Source organism: Anabaena sp. AL93, assembly GCF_001672085.1.
In the GTDB taxonomy this organism is placed as follows: domain Bacteria; phylum Cyanobacteriota; class Cyanobacteriia; order Cyanobacteriales; family Nostocaceae; genus Dolichospermum; species Dolichospermum heterosporum.
Genome location: NZ_LJOU01000101.1, coordinates 1 through 20,442 on the forward strand (window position 1 = coordinate 1; position 20,442 = coordinate 20,442).

A 20,442-nucleotide genomic window follows, 5' to 3' on the forward strand; every position below is an offset into this window, starting at 1 on the left:
CCCCACTCCCCCCACTCCCCCCACTACTTAAAATTAAATGTTTAAATTAAATTTAAACGGCTTTTGCTGTGTTCTTAATTTTTTCTTAACCATTTAATATCAAATTAATACCAGGATGTAATTCCCTAAGTAAGTATTTCTGAAAACTTAAGAGGCAGTATGGCTTTTTTATCCACCATTTTGAATCGTGTTGTTGCCACTTCAGTCATAACCGGGGCTGTTGCATTGAGTCCAATGTTGAGTGCGATCGCTCAAGCTGAAACTTTAAACGGTGCTGGAGCAACATTTCCTGCTCCTCTGTATGAAAAATATGCTCGTGAAGTTAAGAAAAAGTACCCAGACTTAAAAGTTAACTACCAAGCAATTGGTAGTGGTGGTGGTATTCGTCAAACTATTGCAGGAACAGTTGACTTTGGTGGTAGTGACGCAGCGATGAAAGATGATGAAATCGCTAAAGTTAAGAATGGTGTGATCTTAGTACCCACTGCTGGTGGTGCTGTTTCCGTTGTTTATAATTTACCTGGTGTCAACAAACTGAGATTATCTCGTACCACATTACCAGATATTTTTTCTGGAAAAATTACTAAATGGGATGACGCGAAAATTAAAGCGGATAACCCCGGTGTAAACCTACCAAACAGTCCAATTAAATTTGTAGTTCGCGCTGATGGTAGTGGCACAACATTTATTTTCACCAACCATTTAAGTGCTATTAATGGTTATTTCAAAGGTAGAATTGGCGCTAATACTGCTCCCAAATGGACTTTACCAAACGTTCTCAAAGGTAAAGGTAATCCTGGTGTAGCTGCTTTAGTGAGAAGCACCCCTGGATCTATTGGTTATGTTGAATATGACTACGCTACTAAAAACAAACTAAATTCAGCAGAAATACAAAATAAGAAAGGAGAATTTGTTGCTCCTTCTTTAGCAGCTGCGAACTCAGCTTTATCAACAGTGAAATTCCCTGATAACTACCGCGTATTTATTGGCGATCCAGGACAAGGTTATCCCATTGTTGGTTTAACTTGGATGATGGTTTACAAAAAGTATCCCACTCCTGCTAAAGCTGAAGCCATGAAAAAATGGATTAACTGGGTACTTAAAGACGGTCAACAGTATAATGATGACCTCAACTACACCAAAATTCCTGGTGATGTTGTGAACCGTGTTTTACAAACAGTAAATAGCAACGTTAAGTAATTTTTACATAAGCATTCAGCCGTTATGTATCAGCTTTCAATGTTGAAATGTAGGTAATTGAAACCTACTTTTATTTACAAAAGAAGGGAACAGGGAACAGGGAACAGGGAACAGATAAGAAACACTCATTTGCACCAGTTTAAAACTCAGTCAAAAAAAAGATGTTTTTTAAGATGCGTAGCCCGAAAAAAAACAGTGTCATTATTTCAATCTCATGTTTTTAAACATGAGTTTTTCCTGTTCCCTGCGATGCACTGAGCTTGTCGAAGCGTTGCCCGTTCCCTGTTCCCTCTGAATTGACCATTTCATTGTTTTAGCTGGTTTATGACGGCTGTGCGCTTACATCTAATTTACCTGATTTCATAAACTTTTTATTGATCATGTCTAATTCACCTGAATCTCAGAATAATTCACTAAGTTTAAGTGATGGCAATATTGATTTAACATCCACAGGTGGCGTTAATTTCTGGTTTGATAAAGGATTTACATGGCTAGTGTATCTTTTCGCTGGGATTACTATAGCCATCCTCTTTGTCATGACCTGGGTGATTTTCAAGCAAGCAGAACCAGCTATTGGTAAATTTGGACTGGGCTTTTTATGGGGTCAAGATTGGGATACAGGGAATCAAATTTTTGGTGCATTGCCTTACATCTATGGAACTTTGGTCAGTAGTGCGATCGCTGTTTTATTAACTATACCGGTAGGCATATCCATAGCCCTAGTCACCAGTGAAGATTTTTTACCAAATCCAGTCAAAACCACTATAGCTTTCGTCATTGAATTAATTGCCGCTATCCCCAGCGTAATTATTGGTTTATGGGGCATTTTCGTATTTATTCCCGTCATCACACCCATAGAGAAATGGTTAAGTAGCACCTTCGGGTTTATCCCCCTATTTAACACACAAGACCCCGCCGGCAACAATATGTTAACAGCGGGCATTGTTCTCGCCATTATGACCTTACCCGCAATGGCAGCTATTTCTCGTGATGTTTTAATGGTTATTCCTAAAGAGTTACGTAGCTCATCTATGGCTTTAGGCGGAACTCGTTGGGAAACAATTTTTCGAGTTTTGTTACCAGCAGGATTTTCTGGGATGGTCAGTGCAACAATGCTATCTCTGGGCAGGGCATTAGGCGAAACAATGGCTGTCACAATGCTAATTGGTAACTCCGCTCAAATCAGCATATCCCTTCTAGATCCAGCATATAATATTCCCGCAGTCTTAGCCAATGAATTTGCCGAAGCTGAACCGGGCTTACATATTGGGGCATTAGGCTATTTAGGTCTAATTTTATTTGCTTTAACACTAGCTATAAATATTGCGGCTGTATTAATAGTCGAATGGGTTGGCAAAAAAAATAGATAAGTAGGGAACAGGGAACAGGGAACAGGGAACAGGGAACAGGCAAGAGGCAAGAGGCAAGAGGCAAGAGGCAAGAGGCAAGAGGCAAGAGGGAAGAGGCAAGAGGGAAGAGGCAAGAGGCAAGAGGCAAGAGGGAAATTTTACTTTTGGTTACATATTACTCATTCAAAATCCAAAATCCAAAATTAACATGAGTGCTTATACAAATTCAGAAACAGATCAAGCCGCTGCGGCTTCATTATGTCAGCCCCTATCCACAGATAGACAATTATTTACATACTCAATGACCGGGATTGCTTTTGGTCTGAGTGGTTTAGCACTGTTGCCATTGTTATCCATATTGTGGGAAATCATGTCACGGGGGCTTTCTGGCTTCAGACTAGAGATGTTATTTCATCCATTAATTGAAAATGGGTTTGCTAATGCTATTCTTGGTACTATACTTATGGTAGGTATCGGTGCATTACTCAGTATTCCTGTCGGGGTAATTACAGGAATTTTCTTAGCAGAATTTAGTCAAACCAACCCACTTACGCGGTATGTGCGGTTTATTACTAGCATTCTTACAGGTGTTCCTTCCATTGTTGTTGGGATATTTGCTTATGGTGTGATTGTTTTATTAACTAAGGGATTTAGTGCCATTGCTGGTGGTTTTGCTCTAGCTGTAATTATGCTACCAGTGATAGTATTAACAACAGAAGAGGCTTTAAAGCTAATTCCCGTCCCCCAACGTCTTGCATCCGCAGCATTAGGAGGAACTCGCTTTCAAACTACTTTTCGTGTTATTGTTAGTTCGGCTATCCCAGGGATTACTACGGGGATTTCCCTAGCTATAGCTCGTGCATCTGGTGAAACAGCACCACTACTTTTTACCGCTTTATTTAGTCAAAATTGGTCAGATGGTTTATTAAGTCCTACTGCTTCCTTACCAGTATTGATTTTTAACCTTTATAACAATCCTGATCCAGCCGTAAATCAACTAGTATGGACAACCTCCATCATTCTCCTGACTTTAGTTTTGTTTTTCAGCTTGCTGTCTCGCGTAATTGCTAAGAAAAGATAAGGTCAACTAAAAAATTTTCTTTCCTACTTTAGTCAATCATGAGTAACTTAACTACTGCCATCCAAGTCAAGAATCTTAGCTTTTACTACGGAAACTATAAAGCTATTGAAGGGATATCATTAGATATCTATAAAAATCAAGTTACTGCATTAATTGGTCCTAGCGGTTGCGGTAAATCCACATTCATTAAAACCATTAATCGGATTAGTGAATTAGAAGGAAAAGTCAAAGTTGAAGGTCGGATAGAGTTTTTTGGTCAAAATATCCATGATCCTCGCATTAATATCAATCGTCTGCGTCGAGAAATTGGCATGGTATTCCAAAAACCCAATCCTTTTCCCATGAGCATTTATGAAAATGTGGCTTATGGTGTGAGAATTGCTGGTAAATCTCCAAAAGTAGTATTAGATGAAATTGTCGAATCTGCCCTTAAAGGTGCGGCTTTGTGGGATGAAGTCAAAGATAAACTTCATCAGTCTGCCACAGGTCTTTCCGGTGGACAACAACAACGTCTCTGTATTGCTAGGGCTTTGGCTGTTAAACCCAAGGTATTGCTAATGGATGAACCCTGTTCAGCCCTTGATCCAATTGCTACAATGAAAGTGGAAGAATTAATTCACCAATTGCGAACAGAATTCACAATTGTGATTGTTACCCATAATATGCAGCAAGCAACTCGTGTTTCTGATTTTACTGCCTTTTTTAGTACCGATCAAAGTCGCATTGGTCAAATGGTGGAATTCGGGGAGACTAGTCAAATCTTTCGTAGTCCTCTAGATACTCGGACTCATGACTATGTATCTGGACGATTTGGTTAACTACAACACCGAATGCGTAGTTTGAGCGTCATCAGGATTTAAAATCAATAGCATTCCTATTCCTAAATCCCAAATTGATATGACTCATTCTCCAGATATTGCCACTTTAGCAAGGTGGATGGCGGCTGATTTCAGTAATCAAGCCCAAGTTTTTGAGAATCCGGCTTTTTTTGCCCATATTCGTGTATGTATGCGTCCCCTCCATTGGGGGGTGTTATCAGGTGTAAGTTTGTTTGTGGAACAAGCTTATGACTATATGCTGAATAAGCCTTATCGGGTGCGGGTATTACATCTGACAACTGTGGGGGATAAAATCCATATTGAAAACTATACTGTCAAAGAAGAAAAGGATTTTTACGGCGCTTCCCGCGATTTACCAAGGTTGCAGACTTTGACAAGCGATCGCTTGGAAAGGCTTTCTGGTTGTAACATGATTGTAGAGTGGACTGGCACCAAGTTTAAAGGCACAGTCGAACCTGGAAAGGGCTGCATTGTCATCCGTGACGGGCAAAGAACCTATTTGGATAGTGATTTTGAAATTGATGGTGAAAAGTTCATCAGCCGCGACAGAGGGCGAAATCCTGAAACAGATGAGCATATTTGGGGTTCTGTCGCTGGTCCTTTTTACTTTGTGCGCTGGGCGAATTTTGCCGAAGAAGTGAAATTAAATCCCTAATCGCCACCGGAGGACAGGCTTTGCGTCTGTCCAGTCTGTGAAAAACATGAAGCTTCAAAAAAAAATTCTCCCAGATAGTGCAAATTTGGAAGAATGGTGCTAATATTAGTAATTGTGAGTGCGGCGACATAGCCAAGTGGTAAGGCAGAGGTCTGCAAAACCTCCATCCCCCGGTTCAAATCCGGGTGTCGCCTTTATATATTGTCTGAATCAGGATATCCAGGATTTAGGGATTGACAGGATGGTTTTTTCGTTTCGTTGATAGGGTTTCTGATACTCTGATTTTTATTAATTGTTTTGTTTAGCTATTCGCTAGAAATACAAAATCAAATATCCTGTTAATCCTTTAATCTTGTACTTCGACTTCGCTCAGTAACCGTAAATCCTGATATGGCTTGCGCCACGCTACGCTATCAGACGAGAATTACAGCGATTTCCAATCATATAAGGTACATCTTAGCCCCCTCATCGCTTGCGGGGAGGGGGTTGGGGGTGGGGTTCTTGTTCTGGGTTTGATGACAATTTGCTGTAATTGAACTGACCGTGAAATACTATCAACAACATCCTAACGCCTTTCCTGTTCAATATCTCCAAGACTTGTGGGGAGAAATCCAAGCTTGTCCTTATTTTGCTGTTAACAACCTTAACCGGGATTTTATTAATACTAAAGGCTTTTCTGTAGTATTTCAGCATCAAGGTTTAGCAGAAGTTGTCCAAAAATTCCCCTATTTTAAGCCTTATTTAGATTTGGCGCTTTTACCTAATTGTAATGCTTTTTATCTGAATCCTTTACTACTCAAAGCAGGTTCTCGCGTTGACCCGCATATTGATCGGTCTTTGCGCTCCTATTGTAAAACCGTTGAACCTCCTGCATTTGTGAGCGTTCTTTATGTGCGTGTACCAGAGGATATGGAGGGAGGAGAATTAGTTCTCAAATTGCAAAAACGCCAAGTTGGACAAATTAAACCCCAAACCAATTCTTTAATTTACTTTCAGGGTGATTTAACTCATTCTGTAAATGCAGTGACAACTGTGGGAAATCGCTTAAGTCTTGTGTGTGAACAGTATTGTTTGAGTGAGGATGAACTTGAGGAAATACCCCAGTTTACATTAGAGTCCAGGGCTAATCAAGGGAATGGGAAAAAACAAAGGAAAACGTAATCTTATTAGCTTTCGTCTTTAAATAAAACAATCATTTAATATCAACATAAATATCTTTTTCAGATTGCTTAAATTCGTCATCAAGATTATATAGTAAATTGCGAATTTGTTGACGAAGTTCTCTAGCAGGTTCTAAACAATCGCGTTGATAATCTTGTAAAGTTAATTGAAGATGAGGATAAAGCAATTTGAGAAACCCTGATGCTGTTTTGAGAATTGCTTGTTGATCTCTAATGGTAGTATGATCATCAAATTGAGTATGTTGTTGAACATATTGGTAAAAACTCCCATCTTTTCTTAAAGATAATAATGCTTCTCCAAAAAAATCCATTTTCAACCCGATTTGATTAGCAATCATATCTCTTTGAAATTTAGGAATTTCCCAACCCGGTAAAATACCAGCAAAACGATCTAAGAACGCTGTTTCTGAGAAGAATTTAGGTAATTTAGCCATTAAATTATATTTATCTTTAGGACGTTGATATTCATCAAGTTCAATATTACCTAATAATACTAAAGAACAATCACTCGCAATATCAGCAAATCCTGAACGGTTATAACGTCCGTTAGCAAGATAGGTTTTTAATGGTCCAATAATTTCATCAGGATTGTCAAATGTTAAACTTTGAATTTCATCTAAAACAACTACATCATAACGTCCTAATAAACCAACTTCTTTAGTTTTACCATTAATGAATAATTGAGAAGGTGTGATTTTTCCTCCACTAATAACAGAAACTTTATTATTAATATTTTCATAAACAAAACTTTTTCCTGTTCCTTTGGGAGCTAATTCTATGAGGTGATAATTAGATTCTACTAAGGGAAGTAATCGAGTTAAAATCCAAGTTTTAGCTCGATAATTATAACTCGGATGATTGGGATTAAAACCCATGGAACAAAACATTAAATCTCGCCATTGTTCTGTGGTAAACTGAGAACGATGTTCAGCATAAGTTTTCAGGTTAACTTCAGAACATTGAAAAGGGTCAAAATCAATGATAGATATTTTGGAATTACCATTGATAGTATTTTTATATCTTAAAGTAATTTTCCCCCATACTCCTTGTCTCAATAACATTTGATAACGCTCAACAATATCTGAAGAAATTTCACATTCTGAGAAGTTTAAAACAGGAATATTTGCTAAAGGTTCAGGTATTTGTTTAGAGTTTTGGTCTAATTTAATTCTAACTTGAAGTAATGCAATTAATTTATGAGATTCTCCTTGTTGAATTAATTTAAATTTAATCACTTCTTGATCATCTTTTCTAGGAAATGCTTTTTGGACAAAACTATTAATTTTATCTAATTCTAAATTATCTAAAACTCCCATTCCCGGAACAATTTTATCTAATAACCATTCAGCGACAAAACTAGGAATACCTAAAGTAGTTAGTCCACTGGAAGGTAAACGTTTTTTGTCAATACTTAAAGATTGAAATATTTGAGTAATTAGATCATTGTTGTAATTAGAAGTCATCTAAATCTCCTTGAAAACCACTACTAAAGATTTGTTGAATGGTAATGAATGACTTTGAATCAATGTTTGATTCTCTTAAATCATTATTAGCAAAAAGAAAGGTTAATTTACCAGATAATTGAATAGTTGTTTTATTCTTGTCTGGTGGTAATTCTGGATATTTATTAATAGGTATTTTATGAATAAATTTCTCATTAGGTTTGATAGTAATATTTAATATTTTTCCTGTTTTAAATTCCTGTAATTCATTAATGTATAAACAAAGATTTGTTAAAGATACTAGATTATGATTATGAATAGTAATTATTAATTCTCCTGGTTGTTGAGGTTTTCCTTCTCCACTACAAGTTACTAGGACTGGATCACGTTTTAATGATTGACTTAAAACTGAAAATCCTACGACAACTTCTTCGGGAAATAGTCCCCCATGAGAACCAATAATTTCTTGATCTTTTGTATAAGTAAACGCACTGATACAATCGGAATTTCTCACAATACTAATATCATGGGGAAGTCCAAAACGTCTAGCGTCAAGAACAATAAAACGAGAATCATCAGTTTTACCAATTCCCATTCTACCTTTTGATTTTAATTCTGCTGGACAATTAGATAATTTTTGTACTTCTCCCATCATTTGACCATGATCACTAGCAATAATAATTTTTAATTCTTCCGAACTATGATATTCTTTTAAGAAGTATTGAATATTTTTAGCAATTCCTTCTAAACGATTGACTCTTTCTACTGTATATAAGGTTTTCCAGTCTTTTTCTTGATGATAAAGTTCATCTAATTGATCAGTATCCCAACAATAAATTTGATATTTCTTCTCTTGTAAATCTTGACTTAACTCATGTCTATTATTATCAGTATAACGTTTTCCTGATTTTACCATTGAAAAGCCGTCTTTTGCATTAGGCTTCCAAGATGAATGTTCCGGTAATAGTTGAGAATAAAGACTCCATTTTGCATATTCAGTCTTAGTAGGAAGAATACTAAAAAGAGGTGTAATCTCTCTTTCTAGTGAAAGTTGGTTATTGTCAGTTAAAATTGCAATTAGTTCTTGATGATCTAACCATCCTAAACCATCAACAACTATCCAAAGAATAGGATTTTCTTTGGCTAATTTTTGAACTTGAAATGCTACATTATAATTTAAGAATGAATTTTCTACATTATCAATTTTTAATTCTGGATAATATTTTATTATCCAGTTAACAAAACTATTTGCTAATTGTTCGCTAATTTGTTGTTCTTTGGGAGTATAGTTAATATTTGTTTCCCAACTTCTAAAGGGTAAATAAGATTCTGTTACCCATTTTAAAGCATCCTGGGGACTATCATCAATTGATAAGGGTAAGGGTTGAATAGGAGGTAATTTTTGCTTGAGTTGAGATTTTTTAGTATTAGTTAAATATAAAATAATTTTACTAATTCTTTCTTGATTTATGTAAATTGGGTGTTTTAATAAAAAATCACAAGCAATGAAAGCAATTATTTCTTTACCAGGTTCTTGATATAAAATTAAATCATCTAAAATTTTAGCTTCTGTTTGATAAATTTTTTGTTCCCAAAAGTTTCTAAATTCTTTTAAACAAGAATCAGGAACATTTAGAGGATATTTACCTAGTACATTAATAAAATTCAAATCTAAAGTTAAACCTAACCAATTCTTTAAAAGTTGATTTTTATTCTCAGTTTGATAATGACTGAGTAAATGATCATGATTATGGTTTTGACTAATTTTATGTTTCCAAACATCTTCAAATATTTGATAGTTTTGGGGAATTTGAAGACATAACCATTTAGCTAAATGTTCTATTGATAGATTATCAATTAACCAAAAATTCTCTTCAGTATGAGTTATATCAGCTAATAAAGATTCAAGCGGATGATTTGAAGTGTAACTATCAATCAGAGTTGCTAATTTTAAAATATAGTGATTATCCCAATTATCGGGAATAGATAAAGGAGTAAGAATAGCTGTTAATTTTGGACGTGGAACTTGTTTTTTCTCAATTATTAAATCTGATTTATTCCATACTCTTAACCATTCTTCTGTCCAATTACAAAGGGTTTTACCTTTAATCCAATAATTCTCATCTTCAAGGGTAAAATACTTTAACCACTCTACTTCGGTAGTGATAGCAATATAGTCGGTAAGAGGTTGATATAATCCGGTAGGATCTAAGATAATTTTATTCATTAATATCTCCCTCTTTTGACAAATATTGTTCTAGCTGGAAATATAAATTTTGTTGTCTTTGAGGAGGAAGTTGTGTAAATAAAGTAATGATTTGATTTTCTTGGCTGTCATTTTGTATATTTTGGCATCGAGTTTTAACCGTTTCTAATAATTCTTTATCTAAGTTATTTAAATAATCAATATTTATATCTTGATTATTAATGTTTTTAAGTAACTTATCAATTAAGTTAAGTTTTTTATCTTCTGTCTCTTGCTCAAGTTGATTAAATTCTTTTTGTAATTTATCTAACCATAATTTAGTGTCAACTTGATATTGAGTTTCAATGGATTTTATTTTTTGTTCTAGTTTATATTTATTTTGATCATATTTAGTTTGTAAATTAGGAGTGCAATTTTTAATAATTTTGTACCATTCTGTTAACTGTTGTATTTGATTCTGATAAGTCTCAATTGTGTTGAATTGCGATGATTGAGTAATTTGAAATAACTGTCTTAAAGCATCAATTTCTTGCTGCAATTGCTGGCAAGTTAAATAATGCTTAGAGTCTTGAAAAAATAACTCTAATTTAGCTAACTTAGTATAAAGCTGGTTTAATTCTTGATTAGTTCTAACTTCAGCTAAATTTGCTGTCAATTCCTCAAGCTCTTTTATATAGCTAGAAACTTGATTATTAATAGATTTAATTAGCTGTTCAATTTCTGTATAAAATCTTTCAGCAAAGTTAAGCTGAAGGCGTAAAGTAGCTATTTCTTCAATTCCTTGTTCACATAAGACAATAGTATTTAAGAACTTTGGATTTTTTTGACGTAGTGCATCCATAATTTTATTATCTTGTTGCTGCCTTGTACTTTCAACTTCTTCTTGATTTTGAATTTCTAAAATAATTGGATTTAATTGTTCTAATATTTGTTTAACTTTTTGAGCAGATTTAGGTTGAGTAAACCGATTTTGTTGCTGACTAACTTCTTGAGATAATTGAAGAGCTTCAGTTTTAGTGATATCTGTTAATCTTTCTGCCCAAATTTTGAGAGTTATTTCTAAATTATTTAGTTGAGTTTCAATCTCTTTAATTATTGCCTCATAAAGCTTGTGCTGTTTAATAATTTCAAGATTATTAGCTAAGTTTTTTATATTACTCATAGCTTTAATGTAATCATCTTGACTAGCATTATTACTAAGAGATTTGTAGAAAAGTTCAACTTTTTCTAAGCCATTTTTTATCTCAGTTTGATGTTTGATTTCAGCAAATTTTCTCGTAGCAACATCAAGGGAATAGTTTAATGTTTGAATTAAATTATGAGTAGGTGAAAAAACATAAGTTATTTGTTTAATTGCTGCTTCAAGATCACTTTGATAACGCCCATATTCTTCCTCTGTTTGTAAAGATTCTGATTTTTCGCTTAAATCAATAATTATTTCTTCAATTCTATCCTGAACAATTTGTAAAGCATCATTTTGACGTTGCAGTTGCTTTTTAGCAGGATTAACTACAATATTATCAGATTGATTAGATTGGGTAAGATTAATTGTTTTAGATAATTTCTGTTGAAGAAGAGGATAAATTTCAGTTAAACTTTTTAGCTCAATTTGATCTCCATTATTAAATAAATTTTCTGTTTCTTCTACTGCTTTAAACCAATTATCTATTTTCTCAATTTCGCTTAAAAGTTGTTTTCTTTTCGGTTGAATTTTTTGTACTTTTGATTGATCTGGATCACCGGAATTAATAAAATTGTCAATATCGTGGATTAATTCTTTAGCTTGATTATAACTTAATATTGGTTCTATTTTAGGACAAGTAATAGCTCGAAGCCGAATTAATTGAGGATTTGTATTTGAGCCTAGAATCCATTTATGAACAAAATCTTTAGGTTTATCAAATACATGAGTTTCTACCCAATCTTTAATCGCTTTTTCTTCAATAGATGACTGATTTTTTTTATTAAGTAAACCAAAAGTTCCTTTTAAGATTACTTCACTCCGATGATAAACTATCCACGCAGAAAATAGCATAGTAAATGTATATTCATTGTATCCAAAAGGTGGCGCAGATAATTCTTGCCAAATTTTAGAAATCAGAACATATTTTTTAGCTTTATCTCCCAAAGCTGTTAATTGATCTATTCTATCCCATGCTTCTCTAACATTTTTATTACTAGGAATTTGCACAAAATATTTTTGAGAAGTAGTTTTAAATAAGCCCCAATTATTGAGAAATACTTGATCAACTAAGGTGTTATAAGATTGATTAGGAAATTTATTAGGATTAAGATCATCTTCTAGTAAACGGTTAGCAGTATAACCAATTATTGTGCTTCCTGAAGGACTTTTTAAAGCCATTTTATCATTTTTAGCAATTGGAGGTACAAAACGATAAAGTTGTTGTAAAAGATGACTAACAATACTTTGATGATCTTTTTGCTGGTAAGTAGTTAATTCTTCTAATCTGATACAATAATAGTCACAATTATTAGGAGCAATTATTTTTTTAATTTCCCTTTCAACTTTCTGTTGTATTTGCTTAGTTAATTGTGCAAAGGCTGTTCCTGAGTCTTGTTTTTCTAATGTACTTTTTCTTCGCATAATATCTATCATTAATAAATCTTGACAAATATTATTAACTGGTTCTTCAGGAATGGCTACAGCAATATATTCCTTATTTCTTGAACTGGATAAAAGTTCGTTAATCTCACAACGAAAGCTTTGTAATTCTTCAAGATTATCTGATAAAATATAAGCAAAAATTCCTTTTCCTGTTATATTATCTAAAGTTTTATATCCATTTAATACTTGTTGTTTAAAATCAGGAATATTATAAAACTTATACTCAAAAAACCATTCATCATTAAGTAACTGATTATCATTAATGAAATGTGTTCCACTTATATTTATACTGTTTAAATAAGTTTCAATTTTCTCATTACAATGTTTGATAGCTAAATTAACAGATATTCTGTCAGCTTGTTTGCTCGCTTCTTCTTCTATTTCTTGCCGAACTTCTAATAAATTACTACCAGAATAAAAACGATAAGTATTATCTCCTGTATTATGATGAATAACTTGTTTTTGTTGATCTAATTTATCTAAAGTATCCTTAGTTTCTTTTAAAGACAAACCTGTTAATTCACTAATAATAATATCATGTTTTTCTGATTCAGGTTTATAAAGCTTATTTTGACTAACATAAAATAGAAAAAGTCCTTTTAGAACTGCAATTTCGTTTTCTGTAGCTGATGCTGATATAGTATCATAAGCTTTTTGATATTCTGAATAATGACGAGAAAATTCAGTATGAGAAAATTCAGAAAAGGCATCAACTAAGGAAATAGCAGGAAGATAATTTAATTTACTATTTTGTTCAACTAGTTGAGAATTAATAAACTTTTTTACATCTTCTTTTATATATTGAATTGCCGTGCGTCCTTGAGTAAAATCTAAGTTACAAAGTAAATAACTATTAAGGGGATGAAGAGGAAAACAACCTAGAGTAATATTTATTTGAAAATCTTGTAATGTCCAATTTCTTTCACGATAAATACTAATTCTGTGTTCATGAGAATTTCTACTATCAGCTAATAGAGTATCCCGCCATGTTTGAAAAAATTGATTCCATGAATCAGTATTAATTTGTTGTTCTAATAATCCTTTAATTACTAATTCTAAACTAGAAACAGGTTCATAAGTGCTTTCAGCAATTTCTAACCGAGAAACAAGTTTGTTATAATCATCCGCTGATTGGCTAGGAACAGATTTTGAAGGGCGAATTTGGGTAAAACAAACTAAAGCAATTTTTCCCTTATTATTCTCACAAACTTTAGTAATACTTTGTAAAGATGCTCCCCCCGCAGCAGTTGAATCTGTTGCCCATGATTTAAGATAATAATTAAGTTCATCAAATAGAATTAAAATTCCTGAATATTTGGCAGTATCTCCTGAACATAACTTATTAATTAATTTTTGTAAAATTGTCTCAATACTTAAATCTGTTTCAAAATCAGCAGGAAACCCATTATTTAATTCACTACTTATTTCTTTAACAAGATGAATCATTTTATAGTTATCTTCTTCTAATAACTCAATAATGCTGTTTACATCTCTTTGATAATTATGCACTTCTAAATAATTATTAGCAATTTCCTTTTGATTGTCTGTTAATTGCTTTAAATATTTAAGTGGCTTTTCACAGAATTGTTCCGCTAAAGAATCAATAAGTCCTTCTATTTCTAAAGTTTGACGTAAAGCTCGTAAAAATATTTGTCTTAAATCTGTTCCTGAATCTCCACTAATACAAATTACTAAATGTTGCTTATTACGTCTTTTGTAAGCTGTTAAATCTTCTACTATGCCTTGATCAGTTCCTGATGCAATTTTAATTTGATTTAATATTCCTTCAACTTCAGCAGTGTCTAGTGGTAATTTAAAATAATTAGCAGTAACTAAAGCAAAATGAGATTTACCTTTACCATAATCTTGTACAAATAAATGTATATTGGGTTGATTTTGACTATGATAACTATTACAAATTGCATCGAGTACACCTAATGTAAAAGCTTTAGGATTAATTGGATCATAATTAAAAACAAATCCGGTTCTTCGGTTATTTTTATGGAAACCCTGGTTCAAAATCATTGAAAGCCCTATTGTGTAGGCATTTCATTGAAAATATGGAAATAATTGTTTATAACCCTTGTCCCGTAAGGGTTTTGTTATCATCAATCCTCAATCACCATAAAAGAGACGCAAGAGCCACAAATCCTTCAGATAAACGCAAATTTTTATCAGGATCAGCCATCATATTAAAATCAACAGCATTAGCTACCATTCCTGATTCATTAACTTTGACAAGTTCTCTCATTTTCATAGTTCCAAGCTCCTTTTTGATTGAATTTTTCTCTTGTTTGGTGGTAAGTTATTTTAATGATCAATTTGTTGAAAGCGGTTTATATTCCAATTAGGGGGATTTAGTTTACTAGGTAAAATAATCCATAAAATACTTTGTAAATGTCTCATATTTGCTAAATTATTCCAAAATAAACTAAGAGGAGATTGAGGATAGCTGTAAAGATATGTGATTAAAATATCCATATCTTTTAATAAAATAATTGGTTTAGTTGTATCCGTACAAATTTTTTTAAGCACCTCTAATTCTTGCCCTAATTTATCTTGAAAACTTAAAAATTTTTGCTGAGGTTTAACTCTAATGAGTAAGTTGTCACGATAACTGACAAGTTGAGCATTATTGTTAAATAAAATTTGTTGAATTTCTAAATCATTAGGATTATCCCACAATAGTAAATGAGGAGAATCAGTTGGTTTAGCATCTTGAAGAGATAGATCATTTATTGTTAACATAAGCTTTCTCCAATAAAGTTAAAGGATTATCCCAACGACGGATAATTTGATAAGGTGAAACTGTGCGTCTTTGTTCAATAATTCCTAAAGATTCTATCCTATTCAGATGTTGTTGTAAAGTTTCAGATTGAATACCTAAAACGGGGATAATTCCCATTTTCTGAGAATAAATATCCTCAGTTAAGACAGAAGTTTCCTGATGAAAATCTCGTTCCCACAGTTTAGCTAGGAAATAACCTATCAAATAAGAATTAGGAAGTTTAGAATTCCCTGTTTGATATGTATCTGGTTTGATTTCTTTGATAAATTGACAATTAGCTAATGCTTGTTCTTGAGTATATGCTTTTAAAATATACTTAATTCTTTTAGGAATATCTTTATCTAGTTCTTCAAATATAGGAATACTATTTTGAAATAAATCATCTTTAGTAAAAGTTGAATTTTCCGGAAGAAAAGTATAAATAAAATAAGTCCACCCTCCCCATTCAGCAGGATTTTCTGGGATTTGATTTAAACCTTGAGTACCAAAACTTAAATAAAAGTGCATTAACCAATCAGTAGTAATTGATTTTAAATAAGGATCATGTTTTAAAACTATTTTTCCTTCTGGACTCAAATAATTATCTTTAACTAAACCTGCTCTACTTGACCAACTTTTAATTCTACCAACTTTTGCATTACCTAACCCTGTTTTGGTCATGAGATTTGCTAAAGAATCTTTTAAACCTTCTTTCTCAGCAGCAGCGTCAAGTATTCTCTTAATTTCTTCTTTTTTGAGAGGAAAATTACCGTTGAAATGTAGTTGCATCTTAGCCATAGTCTATCAAGTATTGAATGGGATAAAATTTTCAGTGATTTTAGTGAATAAGAATCAATTGTACTCTAAAAACTGCTAGTTAGGGTTGACTGAGGTTGTAATATTCTTAGACCTGTTTGAGTGCCTGTGTTAGTTTTATTATAGTGCTTATTATAACGTTGTAGATAGTCTAATATTCTAATTTTGATGATAATTTACATTTTTTGCTGAAAAACATAATCCTACACCCCACCAAATATGATGAGTGTAGGACTATCTTAATTTTTACCCTACAGAAATTATCTGTGGCTGAATTGCTACCTTTTCCATAGCGGTGAAAACTTCTTGTCTAGCCCATTTATCTGCTGCCAAAATGTCATCTAAAGCGGGATTTTGTTTGTTATCATTTTGATGGCGATCGCACACAAATTCAATACACCGAGCAATATCCAAATAGTGAATTTTCTCATCTAAAAATAACGCCACAGCTTGTTCATTTGCCGCATTCAACACCGCCGGCATAGAACCACCAGCCCTACCCGCAGCATAAGCTAAACCCATACAAGGATATTTTTGATGATCTGGTTCACGGAAAGTTAAATCACCAGATTTCACTAAATTCAATCTTTCCCAATTAGTGTAAACTCGCTCCGGCCAAGATAAAGCATAAAGTAAAGGTAAACGCATATCCGGCCAACCAAGTTGAGCCAAAACAGAAGTATCTTGTAATTCTATTAACGAGTGAATAATACTTTGAGGATGAATAACAATTTCGATATTGTCATAATCTACCCCAAATAAATAATGAGCCTCAATTACCTCCAAACCCTTATTCATCAAAGTTGCCGAATCTACCGTAATTTTTCGCCCCATTGACCAGTTAGGATGTTTAATAGCATCAGCAACCTTTACCTCTGGTAATTTTTCCACAGGCCAATCTCGAAAAGCACCCCCAGAAGCAGTCAGCAATATCTTTTTTAAACCATCTTTAGGAACACCTTGCAAACATTGAAAAATAGCGGAATGTTCGGAATCGGCTGGTAATAGTTTCACTCCGTGTTTTTCCACCAAAGGTAGCACCACAGGAGCGCCAGCAATGATAGTTTCTTTATTTGCTAAAGCAATATCTTTGCCCGCTTCAATAGCTGCAATGGTTGGAAGTAACCCCGCACAACCAACAATACCAGTAACAACCGTCTGAGAATCGCCATAACGAGCAACTTCTATCACTCCCGCCTCCCCAGCCAGTAAAATGGGTTGAGGATTTAAGTCTTTAATGGCTTCTTTAAGTTCCGGTAATTTCTCAGCAGCAGAAATAGCCGCGATTTGGGGACGAAACTGGCGAATTTGCGCCGCGAATAGCTCCACATTCCGTCCAGCAGCCAATCCCACAATGCGGAATTTATCCGGGTGTTCAGAGACGATATCTAAGGTTTGCGTACCAATCGAACCAGTAGAACCAAGCAGAGTAATAGCTTTCACAATTATTTAATAATTAACGCTAATTTTAAATATAAATTGCTTAGGCTACTAATTTCCCGATTTTTTGAGAACAGAATTGATCTCACGATCTATAATCTGAGTACAGGAACCTGGACGCTTATAAACACAAGTTCCTTGCCAACATTTTTGTAAAGTATAATTCTTATATTGAGATGGTATAGATATATCACCAACAACGTAATTAAAACCTGCTTTTAGTGCTGCAAAATCTGCTATCTTCTCCACTGGAAATATAGGAACATGATGATGAAAATATGTATACCCTCCTGATAAAGCCCAATTAATACCCCAAAGACCAAGTCCGCAAACAGTATTTTCTTTACTTAAGCTTTGTAAAGCCAATAAATTATTAGTTGTAGCATATAAATGTGTATTTTCTAAATCAGTACCAAAAGTAGAAAAAGTCAAATTATTATAAATATTAAATCTGCTTACCAAAGCAACAGAAGTTGCAGTCCAAAGAGCAAAACAAAGTAATATTGCTATAACTATTTTTGGAAATGAATTCCATTTGCGGGACAAATTTAAAACTAATTCTGCTGTGCCTATTCCTGCTAATATCATGAGCATTGATAATGCTGGATAAATAAACCGATATTCTTTATGAGCTAAGAAACTATGAGACAAGATAATAATTAACGCCGACCATGCCAAAATAGGCAGACGACGTGAACCTATCAGCACAAGAATCATAATCGGCAGAAATAGCCAAGACCAACTTTTTAGCAATAAAATTAAATATTCATACCAAGGAGAAACCCCATATAGCTTACTTTTACCTTCCACAAGGTTCACCCAAATATTTAACCAAAAAGATTGAAAAGGATAAGACCAAGTAAAAGCATCAACAGTTCCAAATACAAGTATAGGAGCAAAAATTCCTGCTATCATGGGCAACCATTTTTGCTGCCAATCTTTTCTACAAATGTAAATTAAAACAAAAGCAATGCAAGGTAATAAATGTATTCTTAATGCCAAAGATATTCCTAGCAAACATCCTGATAAAAATAGCCGATTTCTGAGTTGGAATGAATTTTTGTGCAGTCCTAAATATATTCCTGGTAACAGAAAATGTGTAGCTATCACTTCGGTGAAAGCTTTAGGAGAAAAGTAAATAAATTCAAACCAGATAGCACAAATACCAGCACAAGTCAAAGCTGTAATTGTTCCGCCTACTTTTTTTCCCCATAGATATGCTACCAAGATATTACTCAAGGAAAGTAGAGACAAAAATATATTAATTCCCATTAAATATCCAGTAGAACCTTCTCCCAAGCACGCGGTTAGACGCATAATACCTGCCAGAATGACTGGTAATACCCAAGAGCGAATCCCGTCTCGAAATTCCCAGGTAACAATACCATTACCAAAAGCAAGTCGGTGTGCAGGTTCTAGGGTTTGGAAAATTTCATCTGGCCAAAATATATTAGGAAATCTTAAAGCAACACCAACGCGCAATATTAATGCTAGGAGAATTAGGAGGCTTAATAATAGATTATCTAAGTTAAATTTGCGATTCATCTGTTATTCTAACTAAAAGAAGTTATACCAATTTTATCAGAGGCTGCACAGAATCATGAAATCCATGAATTCATCCGAATTTATCTGCGGTCAATAATTATTAAAATCCTATTCCATGCAGTTTCATCTTAATTTGGTAATATTTCCAGAATATTATAAACAGACAACATTTACCCATTTTTTTCTGTTTCTGCTTGCACAAGTTCAAACTTTACTTTATTGTATAAATCTTGTAAAGAAATTTCAAAAGGTATGGTTTCCAGAGATATGTTTCCATCTTCTGCATCATACTCACACAAAGTCCATCTTTTTTTCCCAGTTTTGAAAAATTGTTCTACATGAATGCGGTTTTGATCAATTAATAGATATTCTTGAAAAGTGGGAATTGTTCTGTAAGCTGCAAATTTATCTTCTCTATCATAACTTTTGGTAGATTTGGATAAAACTTCAATAATTACCTGGGGATTTGTGATTGTATCTGTCCGATTATTGAAAAATTCCGGCTCATCTGCAATAATGATCACATCTGGATAAGTGTATATTAGTTTTTGAGGTATCCATAGACGCATATCACTGTTAAAAACCTCATATTTGCCTTGTTGTCTAAAGGCAAAATTCAGCGTAGCGTAAAAATTACCTGTAATCCGGTTATGATTTATAGATGCACCAGCCATAGGAATTATTTGTCCGTCAATGTATTCGCTTTTATACTCAGCAGTGGCTTCTAATTCCAGATATTCTTCTGGGGTGTAATATTGCTTTGCTATTAATTGCATATTTTTGATCAGAAAGCGATGTTCGTTAGTTTAACATATCAGTAATAATTATTGATTAAGTTTTTATCTATTAAGTTTCTAATACTTTTCATCTGTTGCATTAGAGATTCAACCAAAGTATGGTAAATTGTAATACGTTAGTAATAGTAAACTTTTACCAAACAATTGTGTAATCAATTTCACTTATACCCATAAAAATAGTTACAAAAATAACATACTTGAGAAGGTAATGACTTACGTTTTTACATCCATATATCCCCTTTAAGAGGTTGTTTAAAAAGTCGGGATTGCTGTACCAAATATTTCACCCCTCCCTAACCCTCCCCTTATAAAGGGGAGGGAACTGGATTTTCTTGTTTCCCACCTTCATAAGGGGAAAGGGGGTAACAATGTGATGAAAATTGCGAGATGCCACTTTTAAAACATCCTCTAAGCAAAAGCTCAATTTATTCCCTTGCGGAGTATAAGTAAAAATTAAATTGTGAGGTTATATGGAAAGAAAAATAATTAGTATAGGAT

General features: G+C 33.5%; 15 protein-coding genes and 1 tRNA gene. 7 read left to right on the forward strand and 9 right to left on the reverse strand.

The features are described from left to right. The first annotated feature begins 159 nt into the window (after window positions 1-159). The 7 genes from pstS to AN486_RS21965 all read left to right on the forward strand — a co-directional run bounded on the left by pstS (window position 160) and on the right by AN486_RS21965 (window position 6,285). Window positions 160-1,200 (forward strand): phosphate ABC transporter substrate-binding protein PstS, encoded by a 1,041-nt coding sequence (pstS, locus tag AN486_RS21935; RefSeq protein ID WP_053538148.1) that lies wholly within the window; start codon window positions 160-162, stop codon window positions 1,198-1,200. A gap of 380 nt (window positions 1,201-1,580) precedes the next feature. Continuing rightward, complete coding sequence (gene pstC / locus AN486_RS21940; protein WP_290602550.1) at window positions 1,581-2,570, forward strand: phosphate ABC transporter permease subunit PstC; 990 nt, start codon at window positions 1,581-1,583, stop codon at window positions 2,568-2,570. A gap of 187 nt (window positions 2,571-2,757) precedes the next feature. Next, window positions 2,758-3,630 (forward strand): phosphate ABC transporter permease PstA, encoded by an 873-nt coding sequence (pstA, locus tag AN486_RS21945; RefSeq protein WP_039201098.1) that lies wholly within the window; start codon window positions 2,758-2,760, stop codon window positions 3,628-3,630. A gap of 38 nt (window positions 3,631-3,668) precedes the next feature. After that, window positions 3,669-4,448, forward strand: coding sequence for a phosphate ABC transporter ATP-binding protein PstB (gene pstB / locus AN486_RS21950; protein ID WP_290602552.1), 780 nt, complete (start codon window positions 3,669-3,671; stop codon window positions 4,446-4,448). Between the two features lie 79 nt (window positions 4,449-4,527). Further along, window positions 4,528-5,124 (forward strand): chromophore lyase CpcT/CpeT, encoded by a 597-nt coding sequence (locus AN486_RS21955; protein ID WP_053538151.1) that lies wholly within the window; start codon window positions 4,528-4,530, stop codon window positions 5,122-5,124. Window positions 5,125-5,246: 122 nt separating this feature from the next. Beyond that, a tRNA-Cys gene (locus tag AN486_RS21960) sits at window positions 5,247-5,318 on the forward strand. A 349-nt stretch (window positions 5,319-5,667) separates the two neighbouring features. After that, complete coding sequence (locus AN486_RS21965; RefSeq protein ID WP_053538152.1) at window positions 5,668-6,285, forward strand: 2OG-Fe(II) oxygenase; 618 nt, start codon at window positions 5,668-5,670, stop codon at window positions 6,283-6,285. A gap of 31 nt (window positions 6,286-6,316) precedes the next feature. Here AN486_RS21965 and brxL read toward each other — a convergent pair whose 3' ends face one another. From brxL to AN486_RS22010, 9 genes are all read right to left on the reverse strand, one after another. Continuing rightward, on the reverse strand, window positions 6,317-7,768 hold the full coding sequence (gene brxL, locus AN486_RS21970) for a BREX system Lon protease-like protein BrxL (RefSeq protein WP_290602555.1): 1,452 nt from the start codon (window positions 7,766-7,768) through the stop codon (window positions 6,317-6,319). Further along, window positions 7,758-9,974: a PglZ domain-containing protein gene (locus tag AN486_RS21975; RefSeq protein WP_290602557.1), complete on the reverse strand. Its 2,217-nt coding sequence runs from the start codon at window positions 9,972-9,974 to the stop codon at window positions 7,758-7,760. Before AN486_RS21975 ends, brxL begins: the two co-directional genes overlap by 11 nt. Then, a complete protein-coding gene (locus AN486_RS21980) occupies window positions 9,967-14,604 on the reverse strand; it encodes a hypothetical protein (RefSeq protein ID WP_290602559.1) in 4,638 nt (1,545 codons plus the stop codon). Before AN486_RS21980 ends, AN486_RS21975 begins: the two co-directional genes overlap by 8 nt. Before the next feature lie 94 nt (window positions 14,605-14,698). Continuing rightward, entirely contained in the window at window positions 14,699-14,836 is a 138-nt protein-coding gene (locus tag AN486_RS21985; protein ID WP_290602561.1) for a hypothetical protein, read from the reverse strand. Window positions 14,837-14,889: 53 nt separating this feature from the next. Further along, a complete protein-coding gene (locus AN486_RS21990) occupies window positions 14,890-15,327 on the reverse strand; it encodes a hypothetical protein (RefSeq protein WP_096670248.1) in 438 nt (145 codons plus the stop codon). Then, window positions 15,311-16,144 carry a DUF4007 family protein gene (locus AN486_RS21995; protein ID WP_290602564.1) on the reverse strand — a complete coding sequence of 278 codons (834 nt, stop codon included), beginning with the start codon at window positions 16,142-16,144 and terminating at the stop codon, window positions 15,311-15,313. The genes AN486_RS21990 and AN486_RS21995 overlap by 17 nt, the downstream gene beginning before the upstream one ends. 264 nt (window positions 16,145-16,408) lie before the next feature. Further along, on the reverse strand, window positions 16,409-17,605 hold the full coding sequence (locus AN486_RS22000; RefSeq protein ID WP_290602566.1) for a 1-deoxy-D-xylulose-5-phosphate reductoisomerase: 1,197 nt from the start codon (window positions 17,603-17,605) through the stop codon (window positions 16,409-16,411). A 48-nt stretch (window positions 17,606-17,653) separates the two neighbouring features. After that, window positions 17,654-19,147: a mannosyltransferase gene (locus tag AN486_RS22005; RefSeq protein WP_053538160.1), complete on the reverse strand. Its 1,494-nt coding sequence runs from the start codon at window positions 19,145-19,147 to the stop codon at window positions 17,654-17,656. Window positions 19,148-19,317: 170 nt separating this feature from the next. Next, window positions 19,318-19,923 carry a Uma2 family endonuclease gene (locus AN486_RS22010; protein ID WP_168635139.1) on the reverse strand — a complete coding sequence of 202 codons (606 nt, stop codon included), beginning with the start codon at window positions 19,921-19,923 and terminating at the stop codon, window positions 19,318-19,320. Window positions 19,924-20,442: the final 519 nt, after the last annotated feature.